A 16,495-nucleotide genomic window follows, 5' to 3' on the forward strand; every position below is an offset into this window, starting at 1 on the left:
TTCATTTTTGCAACTGCTGCTTGAAAGGGGCGGGAATAACGGGCTAATCGGGATTGCCTCTATAACGTAGACAGGTTCTATGTGAAGGAAGGCCTCCGTTTTTTTCAAGCTTCCTTAACAGGAAGATCTTCGTTATTTCGTGCTTCCTTAACGTAGCTGGGCTCTATGTGAAGGAAGGCCGTCGTTTTTGCATGCTTTCTTAACGTAGCCGGGTTCTATGTGAAGGAAGGCCGTCGTTTTTGCATGCTTTCTTAACGTAGCCGGTTCTACGTGAAGGAAGGCCGTCAATTTTGCAAGCTTCCTTAACATAGCCGGGTTCTATGTGAAGGAAGGCCGTCAATTTTGCAAGCTTTCTTAACGTAGCCGGGCTCTATGTGAAGGAAGGCCGTCATTTTTTCAAGCTTTCTTAACGTAGCCGCACTCTATGTAAAGGAAGGCCGTCAATTTTCCGTGTTTCCTTAACGTAGCCGCCCTCTATGTAAAGGAAGACCTCCGTTTTTTCAAGCTTCCTTAACATAGCCGCGCCCTATGTGAAGGAAGATCTTCATTTTTCCGTTCTTCCTTAACGTAGATGGGCTCTATGTTAAGAAAGCCCTTCATTTTTCCACGCTTTCTTAACATAGCCGGGCTCTATGTGAAGAAAGACCTTCGTTTTTCCATGCTCCCTTAACGTAGCCGGGTTCTATGTGAAGGCAGCAGCCCACATTTTCACCAGTGCTTTACGAAGAGCGCCCCTATGAGAAGGAAACGCTTAAAATTTTTGCCATTGTGCTTCTGGTTTTTTGCAATGTCATGTGTGGGGGAGAAATTTAATGGGTAAAGTCAAACCGATGTATTGTACCTGCTCCCTCAATCGTCTAAAATGGATAACGGACTGTGAAAATCCATTCCTTAAGGAAAAAGGCGAAGAAGGCTGCTCCGTATTCGGCATCTTTTTACGGACAAACTTGAAACATATTCAACGTAACTGAGGATTGATATCTTTTGTCGAATATGGTAGGATAACAACATATAGAAATTCTAAAACAAAAAAATACTAAATATAGTATGCGAGTATTGGTGGCTTTGAGATGCCTGAAAAGGGAATCCGGTGGGAAACCGGAGCTGCCCCCGCAACTGTCAGTGTGGACGAAAGAGCAAACCACTGTACCGGCTGCTTTTTTTGGCGGCGGTATGGGAAGGGCTTCATTAGAATGAAACACAAGCCAGGAGACCTGCCAATACTTGAAGTTTCTATTCTTCGGGGTGCGGGAACGGGAAACGGTAAAACAGATGATCACGGATGCTGTTTTTCTGCCGTTTTTGCCGTTCATCCCCCTGAAATGAACGGTTTTTTTGCGTTCAAAAAAGGGAGGAGAAAACGTGATATCTATTCAACTGGAATCAAAAGAAATGATTTTGCAGCTCATTGATCAAATGTCTGCAGGCCTGGAGATTGAAACCGGCGCTTATAAGGAAAAGATTTTAAAGTTATGGGACCAGGATGCCTCTTTGGTGGAAAAAACAGATCTACTTATTAAACATGCCCTTGAAAATATCGATGAAGCAGGTGCGGCCTGGACATTCTTTGCAGCGAGAATTTACTTACATAAGCTTTATGCCGAAGCCGCCAAAAACCGGCATTATGATCCAACCCTCAAGTACGGGTCTTTCTATGATTTGATCAGGCAGCTGGTAGAAAAAGGCATTTATTCTCCAAAACTGCTTGACAAATATACAAAGCAGGAAATAGAAACGCTCGGCCGCCTAATCGACCCGGAGAAGGATTTGCTTTTTACGTATCCCGGCCTCTATACGCTCGTAACCCGTTATCTGGCAAGTGATTTTGAAAAGCATGTCTATGAACTGCCGCAAGAGCGCTGGATGGTGATTGCGATGTACCTGATGCAGGATGAACAGCAGGAAACCCGGATGGAACATGTGAAGGAAGCGTACTGGGCACTCAGCAATCTGTACATGACGGTCGCAACCCCGACGCTCGCGAATGCGGGCAAAACGCATGGCCAGCTCTCGAGTTGTTTCATTGATACAGTGGCGGACAGCCTGCAATCAATCTATGACAGTAACACCGACATCGCCCAGCTTTCGAAAAACGGCGGCGGGATCGGTGTGTATATGGGAAAAATCCGTGGACGGGGAAGCGCGATTAAAGGTTTCCCGGGCATGTCGAGTGGTGTGGTGCCGTGGATCAAACAACTGAACAACACGGCAGTGAGCGTTGACCAGCTCGGGACAAGAAAAGGCGCCATTACCGTCTACCTCGATGTGTGGCACCGCGACATTGAAGATTTTCTCGATTTGAAGTTAAATAACGGCGATGACCGGCTCCGTGCCCGCGATATTTATACAGGCGTGTGCATCCCAGATTATTTTATGGAACAGGTGGAAAAGCGCGGGGACTGGTATGTTTTTGATCCGCATGAAGTAAAAGAAGTCATGGGGTTTGCTCTTGAAGATTTTTACGATGAAGAGAAGGGAAAAGGGAGCTGGCGTGAAAAATATGAGGCGTGCATCCATGCCGATCTCCGTTCGAAAAGGAAAGTTCCGGCGATCGAGATTATGAAGCGCATCATGAGATCGCAACTTGAAACAGGAGCGCCGTTTATGTTTTACCGCGATGAAGTGAACCGGCAAAACCCGAACAGCCACAAAGGGATCATTTACTGCTCCAATTTATGCACGGAAATTGCCCAGAACCAGTCCCCGACTGAGCTGATTGAAGAATGGATCAAAGAAGAAAATGTGATCGTAAAGAAATACCGTTCCGGGGATTATGTCGTCTGTAACTTGAGTTCCATCAATCTTGGGAAAGCTGTCCCGGACGGGGTGCTCGAACGGCTTATCCGCATCCAGGTCCGCATGCTCGATCATGTGATTGATGTCAATACGTTGCCCATTAAACAAGTGCAAATCACGAACAAAAAGTACCGTGCGGTCGGGCTTGGCACATTTGGCTGGCATCATTTGCTGGCACTTGAGGGAATTGAATGGGAAACGGAAGCAGCCGTCGAATATGCGGATAAACTGTACGAAAACATTGCCTACTATGCGATTAAAAGCAGCATGGAATTAGCCAGGGAAAAAGGCAGCTATCCGGCATTTCCAGGCAGCAAGTGGAGCACCGGCGCTTATTTTACCGGTAAAGGCTACACAAGTGAACGCTGGTTGGCGCTTGCTGAAGAAGTGAAAAAATACGGCTTGCGGAACGGATATTTAATGGCGGTTGCACCGAATGCGACCACTTCGATTATTGCCGGCTCGACAGCAAGCATTGACCCGGTTTTCCAGCCTTATTATATGGAAGAAAAAAAGGATTACAGATTTCCGGTTACAGCGCCTGATTTAGACCACCGGACGTACAACATTTACCGCCGTTCGGCTTATAAACTTGACCAAAGATGGTCCGTCCGGCAGAATGCGGCAAGGCAAAAACATATTGACCAGAGCATCTCTTTCAATTTTTATGTGCCGTACAATATCCGCGCGCAAGTGTTGCTTGATCTCCATCTGCAAGCTTGGAAGTCCGGCTTGAAAACGACCTATTATGTGCGCTCGACCTCCAATGAAGTGGAAGAATGCGAGTGGTGCCAAAGTTGAAAGTGCTGATTGCGTACTTATCCTATAGTGGCAATACAAAAGAAACGGCGGAACTGCTGGCATCCTGGTGCAGGGCGCGCGGGATGGCGGTGGACATGCACGAAATCGGCATTTCCCCGCCGTTTTCGCCGCGCGACTATGATTTGATCCTGGTCGGAACTTTCACATGGGAACGGGGCGCCACGCCTGAAGAAGTGAAGGATTTTGTTCTGGAAATTGGCTGGAAACCTCCCAATGTCGCTGTGTTTGGAACGGGGGAAACGCAATTTGGCGGTGATGATTTATTCTGCCTGGCCGCCCGCAAACTTGCAAAATTTTATAATAGCCCATGGGAACCGTTAAAAATTGAACAGTCTCCGAGGGGAAGCCAGGAAAAAGAAGTGGAAAAATGGATAGAAGGAGTGCTGGAAGATGTCAAACGCTTTGCTGGAAAAAGCGAAAACGTTGGATCCGGTTCACCCGAATAAAGCGACTGCCTTATTCGGAGGAAAGTCAAGCGGAATTTTAAACTGGAATGATCTTGCTTATCCGCACTGGTATAAGACGTATAAACGATTGTTGGGGAATTACTGGCAGTCGGATGAAGTGAATATGTCAACAGATGTGAAACAATTCCCGCTGTTATCGGAAAAAGAGCAGGAAACGTTTTTGAAAATCATCAGCCTGCTGGCAACGCTCGATTCTTCACAAACGAGGACGATTTTGCTTGCTTCACTGTATGCGACCGATCCGTCCATCCAATCGATTTTGGCGGTGATTGCCCAGCAGGAAGCTGTCCACAATGAGAGTTATTCTTATATTTTATCGTCCGTCGTGTCCCTTGATAAACAAAATGAAGCGTTTGAAATCGGGCGGAAAGATCCGGTGCTGCTAAAGCGAAACAAAAAACTGATGGAGCAATACAATGCGTTTGCCCAGCAGCCGGATGTGGAAGATATTGTGAAAACGCTCGTGTATTCGACACTGCTGGAAGGGTTGTTCTTTTATTCCGGTTTTGCTTTCTTTTATAATCTGGCGCGGCAGAACAAAATGGTCGGCACATCGACGATGATCAGTTATATTAACCGCGATGAGCTGGAACACGGGCGCTTTATTTCGGAACTGATCCGCGCGGTGCTTTCCGAACATCCGGAATTGAACACGCCGGCCTTTTCCGATTGGGTATATGCCCGGTTCCGCGAGTCCGTTGACTTGGAAACCGAGTGGTCGGAATACGTGCTCCAGGACGTGGAAGGGATCGATCTTGAGGAAATGGCAGGTTTTATTAAATACCGTGCCAATAAAATGCTGCGCATGATCGGATTAAGCGAGCTGTACCCGGAACATGTTGAAAATCCGATGAAATGGATTCGCGCCTATGCTGATAATTTCGATGCAACCAAAACGGATTTCTTTGAACAAAAGTCCCGTTCTTATACAAAAGTGAGCGATTTGAACGGATTTGATGAGCTGTAATCTGTCTAGAACACAGTTTGCAGCACGGTGAAAAAATATTTTCGGAAAGAAAACGGCAAAAAAAGATCTGATGGATGGCACTAGCAAAAAAGCGGGAGTGATTCCCGCTTTTTGCATGCCAACTAGGGCTTGCTGAATAAGCAAAATTTCTAGATTTGGCAAGGATGCTGACGGATTTGGCAAAAATTTAAATGCAAGGGGTTTACAACCAATTTAGGGAAAAACTTGCATTCAAAAGCCAATACAAACGAGATATTTTTAGACAGCGTTTACGGACAAATAGGGTGCAAACTCAGAATTGGATTCGTTCAGCAAGCCCCAATTACGTGGTGAAATGCTTTTCCTTTTTCAAACGCATGAGCGCTTTTTTATTTTTCCACAGCAGGATGATGAAGTTGCCCAGCCAGATCCATAAGAGAAAACGAGGATATTTTTGAAAAATGAGAAAGAGGGATAGCAGCAGGAATCCGGTTGTCGTTTGCAGGCTGTCTTCACTGCTGGTTGTTTTTTTGCCTTTTTTCACCACCTTTGCTAGGACATAAAAGCATGCAAGAATAACGGCATAAGTGAGGGATATGCGAAATTTGGTCAATGCGCTCCATACGCCGAAGCTTACGGCAAGGCCTTTTCCACCGTTTCCCTTTAAAAAAGGGGAAAAGGCATGCCCGGCAATCGGTGCCAGGGCAATGGGAATCAACGCCTTGTGCGATGGGACCGCCCCCGATTTTATGATCAGCCAAACTGGAAGAAAACCTTTGCCGAAGTCACCCGCAATGCCAAGCAGCCCAAATTTGTAACCGGCTTTTTTCCAAAGGTTTGCTGCACCAGGGTTTCCGTCCCCGGTTTTGCGAATATTGACGTTTAATAACAAGCCGATCCAGTAAGAAAACATCAGCGAACCGGAAAGAAAACAAAGTGCTGATAATAAAAAAGTCATTTGTTTTGCCCCCTTCCCACATCAATGTATCTGCCTTTCCAAAGCACTTTTTTACGAAAATGGGACTGATAAAGGGAATACAGGATGACAACCAGGAAAAAAATCATCGATAAAAAGTGAAATAAAGGATGCAGGATGCCAAAGTTTCCCGTATGCCGGTTAAAATAATAGATTTGGGCGGCATACAGCAAATACCCCGCAACAAAGTAAGGGATGCCGGAGAAGCAGCCGAGCTCGGATATGAGCAGACCGAGAATCCAGAAAACTACAGCCGCAATTGTAAAAGGATGAATGGCTGATGTGCTTAACACCGCCCCTTTTGCAAATCCTTGCAGCTCATGGCTGAAACCGCCGGGATACATGTGGAAGAAGACGAGCCCGCTTCCGGTAAAATTGGTGACCGGAATGCCAGCCTGTTGAAAACGGGCGCCTAAGTTCAGGTCGTCCAGCATTTCAGCGCGGATATTCCCGTGCCCGCCAATTTTGTCATAATCTTCTCTTGATACACAAATACAGGCACCATAAAGCCCTTTTTGTCGGTTTAGGCGCTCAAACGGCGAGGTGAATGAGAAAATCCCGAGCAGGTTCAGAACCATTGCCAGTTTCTCATAAAATTTTTCAGTAAGATGGTATGGAACGACAGAGATGGCGCCTCCCTGCTGTTTTTGTGCTGTAACAAGAGAGCTGATGGCGTGTTCAGCAAGGCGGATGTCGGCATCGAGAAAGATAAGCAGATCCCCGGTGGATTTCACGTAACCGTTCCAGACGGCCCACGTTTTTCCGGTCCATCCATCCGGAAGATCAGGCGCAGAAACGACGGTGACACCGAATTTTTCTGCTGTTTCTTTTGTTTTGTCTTCGGAATGGTCGTCCACCACAATGATTTCACCGGGTTTGGTTGTTTGCTTGTTTAAAGAATCCAACAGGGCAGGCAGGGTGTTTTCTTCATTTCTTGCCGGAATAATAACGGATATCTTTTCCCGCCCGGCTGTGCCGTGTGCTTGCGGTAAAGGGCGCTTACGGAAAAGGACGAATCCCGTCAGCAGGCCGCATAAAATAAACCAGAATAAAATGGCAGACATGTTCACCACTTCCTGTTCTGCTGTATAGAGTGAACGTAGGGTAAATTTGTATGGCAAAGCAGTTAAGATGAATTTTGTATCTCTATTTTACATCAGGGCTTCCCGGAAGGAAAAAGTTAGCATGCAGATAGAATGATGGTTTTGCGTCTGCCCCTCCTGTTCTGAGGGCATGGCAGATGAAATTTGAAAAAATAGTGTGCCCACCACTTGAAAAACGAACGTTTGTCCTTTATAATAAAACTGAAAAATAAGAAAAGGAGTGCTGCCTTTGGAACTTGTAATGGAAAAACATGCCGGTTATCACGTGCATGATCGTTTTTTTAAGGAGCTGATCCAAAACTTTTTTCAGGAGTTTATGGAGGCGTTTTTCCCGGATCTTTCAGCGGATCTCGACTACCGCCGGGTGCGGTTTTTGTCGCAGGAACAGTTTACGGACTTTCCGGGCGGTGAGCAAAAACGGGTTGACATCCTTGCCGAAACGAAGGTAAAAGGCAAAGATACCGTGATTCTCATCCATGTAGAGCCGCAGTCGTATTACGAGAAACCTTTTCCTGAACGCATGTTTCGTTACTACATGATGATCAGTCTCCGGCACCGGAAACCGGTATTGCCGATTGCCGTTTTTAGTTACGAGGAGAAAACAGAAACCCCTGATACGTACACCTTTGCGTTCCACAACATTGAAATTCTTCGTTTTCACTATTTATCCATTCATCTGATGAAACAAAATTGGAGAAATTATATCCGGAGCAACAACCCTGTTGCCGCGGCATTATTAAGCAAAATGGGGTATACAGAAAAAGAACGGGTGCAGGTCAAACTGGAGTTTCTGCGGATGCTGGCCCGGATGGAACTTGACCCTGCAAAAATGAGGCTGTTACACGGTTTCTTTGATTATTATTTAAAATTGAACGAAAAAGAGGAGGCGGAAGTAATGGAAAACATTAAAATGCTGGATCCAGACGAAGCAGAGCAAGTATTGAAGCTGCCGAATTCCTATTTTGACCGCGGGTATAAGAAGGGGAAAGAGGAAGGCAGAGAAGAAGGAAGGGAAGAAGAAAGAAAAGAATTGCTACAAACGATTCCAATTGCCATCAAAATGTTGCAGGAGGGTATGAAGCTTCAATTAATTGTGGAAAAAACTGGCCTGAGCCAGAGAGAAGTGGAAAAAATAAAACAACAATTGGAGCATTCATAAGATGGAAGTCAGGCTGCCTGGTGTGGATGGAAAAGAAGTTGTCCTGGACTTGCCAAATTCTTACTTTGACCGCGGGTATAAGAAGGGGAAAGAGGAAGGCAGAGAAAAAGAAAGAGAACGATTGATTATCAATTTTCTAAAAAATCAAGTGGATGTGAAGGTCATTGCCCAGGGATCCGGCTTGAGTGAAGACGAGATCATGAAGATCAAAAGGCAGATAGAAGGGGAAAAGCCTTGAACCCGAGTTATGACGAGGCAGAGCAAGTATTGAAGCTGCCGAATTCCTATTTTGACCGCGGGTATAAGAAGGGGAAAGAGGAAGGAATTGAAATAGGAGTAGAGAAGGGAAGAGAAGAAGAGAGAAAAGAAATGTTACAAACGATTCCAATTGCCATCAAAATGTTGCAAGAGGGTATGGAGCTTCAATTAATTGTGGAAAAAACTGGCCTGAGCCAGAGAGAAGTGGAAAAAATAAAACAGCAACTGGAAAATTTATAAGTAAAAAAAGATTTTCACCGGACATCTGTTTGCCGGTGCTTTTTATATGGCCAAACTTTCTAAAAATACAGCTGTTAAAATTTCGTGCAAAATGTATTATAATTTTAAATAGAATAAAAAAGGGGTGAGGAAATGGAGGAAAGTGTTACAAAGGCAGTTCAGGATTACTATCCCGATTCATTTGCAACTTGTTACGGCTGCGGGCGGCTGAATGAAAAAGGCCATCATTTTCGCACGGGCTGGCTGGGGGACAAAACCATCACGATTTATACGCCGCTTCCTGAATATATGGGGGGGATCCCGGGGTTTGCCTACGGAGGGATCGTAGCATCGCTGATTGACTGCCATAGCGCCGGTTCCGCATCGCTGTATGTGCTCCGGAAAAACGGCAACGAACTTGGCGACGGGACAGAGCCGCCGCGGTTTGTAACCGGCACATTAAAAGTGGAATATAAACACCCTACCCCGCTTGGTGTGCCGCTTAAGGCAATAGGAACCGTTACCGAGATCCATCCCAAAAAGTACCGGATCAACACAGAAGTATTTGCGGAAGATAAAGTGGTCGTAACAGGGGAAGTTATCATGGTGATGATGCCGGAAAAATTCAGGGAGAAAGTAAAACAGCAGTAAAGCCTAGCGCGGCATCGGTCCTTGAAAGATGCGCCGGGTAAAAACAATCAAGCAGCATGGAAAGCATCTTCCGGGCAACCGGCACGGATGCGGACCGCCATTTCCACAAGACAGCCAAACAGAATAGAAAGATGGGGAATAGATTGGAAAAAGTTGTCCAGCAGCTTGCAACAGAAGCGCATACACTACGAGCGAAAGGAATCGCGCTTGTTTTATCAGGCGCGGTACTATGGGGTGTATCCGGTACGATTGCGCAATATTTGTTCCAGCATTTGCAAATGGATATGCAATGGCTCACGGTCATGCGGCTGCTTGTATCCGGCCTGCTTTTGCTCGGATTTTGTTACGGAAGAGAAAGAAATCGTGTCACAGGGGTATGGAAAGACCCGGCTTCACGGAGAGATCTGATTTTTTTTGCGGTTTTCGGCATGCTCGGCGTCCAGTACACCTATTTTGCCGCTATCCGGTACGGCAATGCAGCAACAGCAACCATTTTGCAAAGCCTCGAGTGTGTCATTGTGCCGTGTTTTCTGGCCGCCCGATTCAGGAGAATGCCTGGCCGGCGTACGTTATTTGCCGTCTTTCTTGCAGTTGCCGGAACATTTTTGCTTGTCACACACGGCAGTTTTACGACGCTATCCATTTCGGGAAAAGCGCTTTTCTGGGGTATTTTAACGGCTTTTACCGCTGCTTTTTACACACTCCAGCCGATAAAGCTCCTTCACCAATGGGGTGCGGACGTAACCGTCGGCTGGGGGATGCTAATTGGGGGCGCGGTCTTAAGTTTCATTCATCCGCCGTGGCATGCAGCTGGGAACTTTTCTCCGGCCGCGGTGCCGGGGATTACTTTTGTCATTTTATTTGGAACGCTGGTTGCCTTTCTTTGCTATTTGGAAGGGCTGAAATATTTAAGTGCATCAGAAACAACCGTACTTGCCACAGCAGAGCCGCTTTCCGCCGCATTTTTAACTGTGGTGTGGCTCCATGTTCCGCTCGGTTTTTTTGACTGGGCCGGTGCGCTGATGATTATCAGCACCATTTTCATTTTGGCGTTAAAAGGAAAACATGCATAACACCGCGTGGCGGTCATGATACCAGCTTCAGCCCGACCGCTGCGCCTAAAATCATCGTGATAAAAACAATTCTCCGCCAGTCTCTTGATTCTCCAAAAAATAACATGCCGACAATTGCGCCCCCTGCTGCACCGATTCCTGTCCAGACGGCGTAGGCCGTGCCCATCGGCAATGTCCGCATCGCAAACGACATAAACAAAAAACTTCCGCCGAAAGCAAGCACCATGAGCAGCACAGACTGCAGATTGCGGCGGCGGTTTACCATATTCATGGCGGCCACGCCGAGCATTTCACATAACCCTGCAATGAGTAGAGAAGCCCAAGCCATCAAGAATCCGCCTCCCCGCTGCTTTTTTCATTTTCCGCAATCCTTAAGCCGATAATGCCCGCCAGCAGAATGAAAATCAAAACAATTTTTATGAAACTGAACGGCTCGCCGAAAAATACGATTCCGGAAAAAACCGTTCCGGCTGTGCCGAGCCCGACAAAAACGGCATACACCGTTCCGACCGGCAAATCCTTGCTTGCCGCAATGAGTGCGTAAAAGCTTGCAGTAATGGCAACCAGCGTGCCCGCCCATTCTAACAAATTATCCGCATGCTTTAGCCCGATGACCCAAAAGACTTCGAAAAAAGCACCAACAAGAACAATGAGCCAGGACTTGTTCATTTCAAACACCTCCATAAAAAATCCCGGCGAGCTGCGCAAAAAGCATCCCCCGGGTTTTGATCCCTCTGTACCATGGCAAAAACGTGATCCTTCATCTTTGTCAGCCGAAAAGAAACGCATGTACATAATCATATGTATTTTTCGCCAGCAGCAAAAATGTGACGGCAATGAACAGGGCGCGCACATAGCTGCTCCCCTTTTTAATCGCAAACCGCGAGCCGATGATGGAACCGGCGATTTGCCCGAGGCCCATCGGAATCCCATAGGCATAATGGACCTGCCCTAAAAAGATAAACATAAGGAGGGCCGAAATATTGCTGCCAAAATTTAAAAACTTCGCGTTCCCGGCTGCTTTTAAAAAGTCAAACCCGATCATGAGGTAGGCAAACATTAAAAAGGAACCGGTGCCCGGGCCGAGAAATCCGTCGTAAAAACCGATCAGAAAAATGAGCGCTGTAAACAAAATCAGCCGGCTGGCGGATAACTTTTTATACGCCATGATTTTTCCCCAGTCTTTCTTCGTCACCGTATAGATGCCGACTGCGGCAAGCATGATCAGCATCAATGGTTTTAATACATCCGGATCAATCAGATGGACGGTGTACGCGCCGAGCATCGAACCGAAAAACGTGAGCGGAAACATTTTATAAATGGAAGATAGATCCAGTTTTCCGGAACGATAAAATACAAATGTGCTTGTAAATGATCCCATTGTTCCCGCAAGTTTGTTGGTGGCAACCGCTGCAGACGGCGAAAGCCCGGTAAACAGCAGGGCAGGCAGGGCAATCAGGCCGCCCCCGCCGACAACAGAATCAATAAAAGCTGCACAAAACCCAAAACCGACCAACAGTGCCAACATGGATGGATCAAGCCCGAATATCATTAAATCAGCCTTCCTTTTTTATCACTGTTGTTATCGTAGCGAAAAATTTAAAAATTGTAAATATCTTTCCACCCCGGGCATGTGCAAATTTTGCCAATGGATGGAATAAGGGGGCTTCCATGTTGCCTTACGATTATGCTGTCCGCATCAACAGAAAAATAAAATACGGTGCGCCGAGGATTGAAATGACAATCCCGACCGGCAGTTCCATTGAAGGCATCACGACTCTCCCGACTGTATCGGCCAGCAGCAAAATGTTTGCGCCAATCAGCGCCGTTAAAGGCAGGGAAAATTCATGCTTTGTCCCCATGATCCCGCGGGCAATGTGGGGCGCGATCAGGCCGAGAAACGTAATGCCGCCCCCGACCGCTACACAGCACCCGGCCAGCCCGACCGCGGTCCCGAGAAGTTTCAGCCTTTCTTTTTCAAGCGGCACCCCGAGCCCTGTGATTACCGGCTCATCCAGGCGCATAATATTCAAGTAACGGGCTTTGTATACCGCAAATGGAAGCAGAACAACCATCCAGGCCAAAGTGACAAGGACATAATCCCAGTTTGTCGCCCAAATGCTTCCAGATATCCAGGTCAGCGTTTTTGTGAAATCCTGGGGGTCCATTTTCATTTGCAGGACTGTTGTTGCCGCATTAAAAGCCGCATTTAAACCAATCCCTGTCAGGACAAGACGAGCGGGCGCCACGCTTCCGCCTTTTTTGGCAAGCAAATAGACAAGGACCGCCGAAAAAAAGGCGCCGGTTAATGCAAAAAACGGCATGACAAAAACAGAAACTACCCCGGAAAGAAAGGCCGTGCCTTTAAAAAAGAATGTATATAATACTACGGAAAAGCTTGCCCCTGCATTCACGCCGATTATGCCGGGATCTGCAAGCGGGTTTCTGGAAATGCTCTGGAGAATGCCGCCTGAAACGGCAATTCCGGCGCCAATTAGCATCGCGAGCACGATCCGGGGCAGACGGAATTCAAACAGGGTCATCCGCTGGTTGCCAACATCACTGCCGAAAAAGGCAGACCATATTTGCGGGAACGGAATATTCATTGTGCCTGTCCGGATGCTGGCAAAAAAGAGGACGGCCAGCAAAACAAGCAGGACAGCGCAAAGCATGCTGAATTTCCGTTTGCCGGTTGAAAGGTTTCCCACTATAATCCGCCCCCTTCTTTTCGTGCCAAATAGAGAAAGAACGGGACGCCGATGATTGCAGTCACTGCGCCTACCGGTGTTTCAAAAGGGGCGTTGATCATTTTTGCGGCATCATCGGCAATGATCAACAAAAGGGCGCCGAGAATCGCCGAACAAGGGATGATCAGGCTGTAATCCGACCCGACAAGGAAGCGGGTAATGTGCGGGATGACCAATCCGACAAACCCGATCATCCCGGCAATGGATACGGCCGCCCCTGTCAGCAAAAGAACTGCCACAATGCCTGCTATATAAACAAATACCGTGTTCTGGCCGAGCCCTTTTGCGATTTCTTCCCCGAGGCTTAAAATGGTGACGGCGCGCGAGATGGCAACGGCGATGATGATGCCAGCAATGATGGCCGGAATGACATATTTGAGCTGGCTGGATTGCACACCGCTCACGCCGCCTGCATACCAGTAGCTCAAATCTTTTGATATGTTGAAACGAAGCCCGATCGCCGTAGATAAGGCGCTAAGCAGAGAAGCAACAGCCGATCCGGCAAGCGCCAGCTTCACAGTGGTGTTCCCGCCCCTGGATAAAGCTGTGATTGAAAAAACGAGTGCCGCCCCCAAACCGGCTCCGGCAAAAGATACGAAAACCAGGCTCCGGTAAGAAATGCCCGGAAAAAAAGCATAGGCAACCGCCATGAGAAAAAGGGATCCCGAGGTTACCCCCAAAATAGACGGGGATGCGAGCGGATTTCGCGTCATTCCCTGCATGACCGAACCGGAAACAGCCAGCCCGGCACCGACGCACAGAGCGGCAATGGCACGCGGCAGCCGCAATTCATGGATAATGACATGGGCCGGGTTGTTTGCATCATAAAAAAACAAACTTTTCCATACCGTTGTATAGTTGATATTCGATGCACCCAATTGAATGGAACCTGCGACGGCAAGAATGATAAAAATCCACCCGAAGCCGAGGATAAAATAAGCCAGTCGTTTTTTATACGGTTGATCCTGCCCGCGGTGTGCCGCTTTACTTGTGTGCGGTTTTGCCATCCCAGACTTCCTTCCTTCTCTTTCGATACGGTTAAAAAATTTTTTGTTCAAAAAGAAAAAAGATTGACAGAATGAAAAATTTTCGTTTTAATTGATGTTGATAATCATTATCATTTATCTGTCTACAATATTTTATCATAATGCCAGGGGGATGAAAATGTCTTACAATCTAAAATTAAAAAAGATTTTCCAAATATGCGGGATTGTCTTTCTGTCCGTTGCCCTCGCTGCCTGCGGGAACGGCCAGGCCGGAAATGGGAACGGAAACAAGCCTGCCGGCGGGGCGAAAACCCGGACGGTAACAGACGCAGTGGGGCATCAAGTAAAAGTGCCGGCCCATCCGAAACGCGTCATTGCGACTTATTTGGAAGACCATCTTGTTGCGCTCGGGGTGAAGCCTGTCGCACAATGGAGTGTCAGCAACGGCATTCAGGAATATTTGCAGGACGATTTACTGAAAGGGGTACCGACGATTTCTTACGACCTGCCCTATGAACAAGTGCAAAAATTCAAGCCGGATTTAATCCTGATTGATGATGCCGGCATGGTGGAAGGCGGGAAGTATGAACAATACAGCAAAATCGCTCCAACCTTTGTCGTGAGCAAAAAGCAAAACAGTGACTGGAGAAAAGAACTGCTTACTGTCGGGAAAGTGTTGAACAAAGAAGCAAAGGCAAAACAAGTGCTCGCAGATTATGAAAAGACAGCCAAGAAAGCAAAAGAACAACTGGCGAAAAACGGAAAATCTCCTTCTGCCGCTGCAATCTGGCTTGTGAACAATAAATTTTTTATCGTATCGAAAAATGTATCAAGCGGGGACGTCCTGTACAATGATTTGGGCTTGAAGGTGCCGGCTGTTGTAAATGAAATCTCTGCAAAAGCAACCAGTAACTGGAATGCCATCTCGCTTGAAAAATTAACCGAGCTGGATGCAGACTATATTTTCCTGATTAACAGCGATAAAACCCGCGCAACAGAGCTGGACAATGCATTATGGAAAAGCATTCCTGCCGTCAAGAAACACCATGTGGCTGAGTTTTCCGCTGATACCGGCTGGCTTTACTCCGGCGCGATTGCAAACAGAGAGATGATCCAGGATGTGTTAAAAACGATCAAATAATTATTTTCACGGCCTGCCGTCCATGTTGCATGGACGGCTTTGGCTGCGGGAAGAACATATTGATGTTTCCAAACCCGGCATCATGCGGATACGGGGGAAGAACACCCTTATTCCAACTGGAAAGGCCCAAAAAAGGAGAGCCTTTCCTCCGAAAAAATTTGCAAAATTTCAAAAGTACAGGAAGGTCAGCAGGAAATGCTTAAATTGCGGAAAAACCTGGAGATTGCCGGTGAAAAATCGATTTGACACCTATTTGAAAACCTTATAGAATGAAATTGATATTAAGAATCATTTTCATTTAATGCCAGATTCATAGGAGGAACTGAGATGCCAAAGCTTTGTGCAGAAAATTTAAAAGTTGCCTATGGAGATCATGAAATTATTAAAAACTTAAATTTAAATATACCAGCCGGAAAAATGACGGCGATCATCGGCCCGAACGGATGCGGCAAATCCACTTTGCTGAAGGCATTGGCGCGCATTCTCTTTCCGAAAAACGGGTCCGTTTATTTGGATGGAAAAGAACTGGCAAGACAATCAACAAAGAAAATTGCGCAAAAGCTTGCGATTTTGCCCCAGTCTCCGAGTGTGCCGGAAGGACTGACGGTTTCGGAACTTGTATCTTATGGCAGGTACCCGCACCAAAAAAGGTTTGGAAAGCTGAATCGTGAAGATTGGAAAGCCATTCACCGGGCCCTTGAAATGACCGGGACGGAAGAATTGAAAGACCGCCCTGTGGATGCGCTTTCGGGCGGGCAACGGCAGCGGGTCTGGATTGCGCTCGCACTTGCGCAGGATACCGAAATGATTTTACTGGATGAGCCGACAACCTATCTGGACCTGTCCCATCAGCTGGAAGTGTTGGAACTCTTGCAGGAGCTGAACAGAATGGAGCACCGCACGATCGTGATGGTGCTGCACGATTTAAACCAGGCCGCCCGTTTTGCGGACCATATCGTTGCCATGAAAGATGGCGAAATCCTTTACGAGGGCAGCCCCGAAGCTGTGGTGACAGCGGAAATGATGCGGGAATGTTTCGGATTGGATGCCCAAATTGCGCTTGATCCGAGGTGCAAAAAACCGGTTTGCCTTTCCTATGATTTGATTAAACCGTATAAAGAAGTACGCGCACAAATGGCGTAGCCACTTTT

At 47.0% G+C, this 16,495-nt stretch carries 18 protein-coding genes and 1 riboswitch; of the genes, 11 read left to right on the plus strand and 7 right to left on the minus strand.

Annotation, left to right across the window (positions count from 1 at the left end; genetic code table 11):
* Positions 1-1,040 precede the first annotated feature (1,040 nt).
* A riboswitch (cobalamin riboswitch) is annotated at positions 1,041-1,236 on the plus strand.
* The 4 genes from NSS95_RS01000 (at position 1,194) to NSS95_RS01015 (ending at position 5,052) form a co-directional block, all read left to right on the plus strand.
* Positions 1,194-1,412, plus strand: a complete 219-nt coding sequence (locus tag NSS95_RS01000) for a hypothetical protein (RefSeq protein WP_158657222.1) — start codon at positions 1,194-1,196, stop codon at positions 1,410-1,412. It overlaps the preceding riboswitch by 43 nt.
* The gene (locus NSS95_RS01005) at positions 1,363-3,597 is read left to right on the plus strand and encodes a ribonucleoside-diphosphate reductase subunit alpha (protein ID WP_014096391.1); all 2,235 of its coding nucleotides are present in this window, start codon (positions 1,363-1,365) and stop codon (positions 3,595-3,597) included. The genes NSS95_RS01000 and NSS95_RS01005 overlap by 50 nt, the downstream gene beginning before the upstream one ends.
* Entirely contained in the window at positions 3,582-4,064 is a 483-nt protein-coding gene (locus tag NSS95_RS01010) for a flavodoxin (protein WP_014096390.1), read from the plus strand. The genes NSS95_RS01005 and NSS95_RS01010 overlap by 16 nt, the downstream gene beginning before the upstream one ends.
* Positions 4,009-5,052, plus strand: coding sequence for a ribonucleotide-diphosphate reductase subunit beta (locus NSS95_RS01015; protein WP_014096389.1), 1,044 nt, complete (start codon positions 4,009-4,011; stop codon positions 5,050-5,052). Before NSS95_RS01010 ends, NSS95_RS01015 begins: the two co-directional genes overlap by 56 nt.
* Positions 5,053-5,374: 322 nt before the next feature.
* On the opposite strand, the gene NSS95_RS01020 is transcribed toward NSS95_RS01015, so the two are convergent.
* Together NSS95_RS01020 and NSS95_RS01025 are read right to left on the minus strand one after the other, a co-directional pair.
* Positions 5,375-5,989: a glycerol-3-phosphate acyltransferase gene (locus NSS95_RS01020; protein WP_014096388.1), complete on the minus strand. Its 615-nt coding sequence runs from the start codon at positions 5,987-5,989 to the stop codon at positions 5,375-5,377.
* Entirely contained in the window at positions 5,986-7,071 is a 1,086-nt protein-coding gene (locus NSS95_RS01025; protein ID WP_014096387.1) for a glycosyltransferase, read from the minus strand. The genes NSS95_RS01020 and NSS95_RS01025 overlap by 4 nt, the downstream gene beginning before the upstream one ends.
* Positions 7,072-7,339: 268 nt before the next feature.
* Between NSS95_RS01025 and NSS95_RS01030 the strand changes: the two genes are divergently transcribed.
* The 5 genes from NSS95_RS01030 (at position 7,340) to NSS95_RS01050 (ending at position 10,470) form a co-directional block, all read left to right on the plus strand.
* The gene (locus NSS95_RS01030; RefSeq protein WP_014096386.1) at positions 7,340-8,269 is read left to right on the plus strand and encodes an Rpn family recombination-promoting nuclease/putative transposase; all 930 of its coding nucleotides are present in this window, start codon (positions 7,340-7,342) and stop codon (positions 8,267-8,269) included.
* A gap of 1 nt (position 8,270) precedes the next feature.
* Positions 8,271-8,507, plus strand: coding sequence for a hypothetical protein (locus NSS95_RS01035; RefSeq protein WP_014096385.1), 237 nt, complete (start codon positions 8,271-8,273; stop codon positions 8,505-8,507).
* A complete protein-coding gene (locus NSS95_RS01040; RefSeq protein ID WP_014096384.1) occupies positions 8,504-8,767 on the plus strand; it encodes a hypothetical protein in 264 nt (87 codons plus the stop codon). Before NSS95_RS01035 ends, NSS95_RS01040 begins: the two co-directional genes overlap by 4 nt.
* 132 nt (positions 8,768-8,899) lie before the next feature.
* Positions 8,900-9,397 (plus strand): PaaI family thioesterase, encoded by a 498-nt coding sequence (locus NSS95_RS01045; protein ID WP_014096383.1) that lies wholly within the window; start codon positions 8,900-8,902, stop codon positions 9,395-9,397.
* 131 nt (positions 9,398-9,528) lie between these two features.
* On the plus strand, positions 9,529-10,470 hold the full coding sequence (locus NSS95_RS01050) for a DMT family transporter (protein WP_340713728.1): 942 nt from the start codon (positions 9,529-9,531) through the stop codon (positions 10,468-10,470).
* Positions 10,471-10,483: 13 nt separating this feature from the next.
* Here NSS95_RS01050 and NSS95_RS01055 read toward each other — a convergent pair whose 3' ends face one another.
* The 5 genes from NSS95_RS01055 to NSS95_RS01075 form a co-directional block, all read right to left on the minus strand.
* Entirely contained in the window at positions 10,484-10,798 is a 315-nt protein-coding gene (locus tag NSS95_RS01055; protein WP_014096381.1) for a DMT family transporter, read from the minus strand.
* Positions 10,798-11,139 carry a DMT family transporter gene (locus NSS95_RS01060; RefSeq protein WP_014096380.1) on the minus strand — a complete coding sequence of 114 codons (342 nt, stop codon included), beginning with the start codon at positions 11,137-11,139 and terminating at the stop codon, positions 10,798-10,800. The genes NSS95_RS01055 and NSS95_RS01060 overlap by 1 nt, the downstream gene beginning before the upstream one ends.
* A 100-nt stretch (positions 11,140-11,239) precedes the next feature.
* Positions 11,240-12,022 carry a TSUP family transporter gene (locus NSS95_RS01065; RefSeq protein ID WP_017554321.1) on the minus strand — a complete coding sequence of 261 codons (783 nt, stop codon included), beginning with the start codon at positions 12,020-12,022 and terminating at the stop codon, positions 11,240-11,242.
* A gap of 133 nt (positions 12,023-12,155) precedes the next feature.
* Positions 12,156-13,178, minus strand: coding sequence for a FecCD family ABC transporter permease (locus NSS95_RS01070; protein ID WP_340702195.1), 1,023 nt, complete (start codon positions 13,176-13,178; stop codon positions 12,156-12,158).
* On the minus strand, positions 13,178-14,224 hold the full coding sequence (locus NSS95_RS01075; RefSeq protein WP_061574565.1) for a FecCD family ABC transporter permease: 1,047 nt from the start codon (positions 14,222-14,224) through the stop codon (positions 13,178-13,180). Before NSS95_RS01075 ends, NSS95_RS01070 begins: the two co-directional genes overlap by 1 nt.
* A gap of 157 nt (positions 14,225-14,381) precedes the next feature.
* Between NSS95_RS01075 and NSS95_RS01080 the strand changes: the two genes are divergently transcribed.
* Entirely contained in the window at positions 14,382-15,344 is a 963-nt protein-coding gene (locus NSS95_RS01080) for an ABC transporter substrate-binding protein (protein ID WP_340713729.1), read from the plus strand.
* A gap of 327 nt (positions 15,345-15,671) precedes the next feature.
* Positions 15,672-16,487 carry an ABC transporter ATP-binding protein gene (locus NSS95_RS01085; RefSeq protein WP_014096376.1) on the plus strand — a complete coding sequence of 272 codons (816 nt, stop codon included), beginning with the start codon at positions 15,672-15,674 and terminating at the stop codon, positions 16,485-16,487.
* The last annotated feature ends 8 nt before the right edge of the window (positions 16,488-16,495 follow it).

Source organism: Weizmannia sp. FSL K6-3076 (assembly GCF_038007245.1).
Taxonomy (GTDB): Bacteria; Bacillota; Bacilli; order Bacillales; family Bacillaceae_C; genus Weizmannia; species Weizmannia faecalis.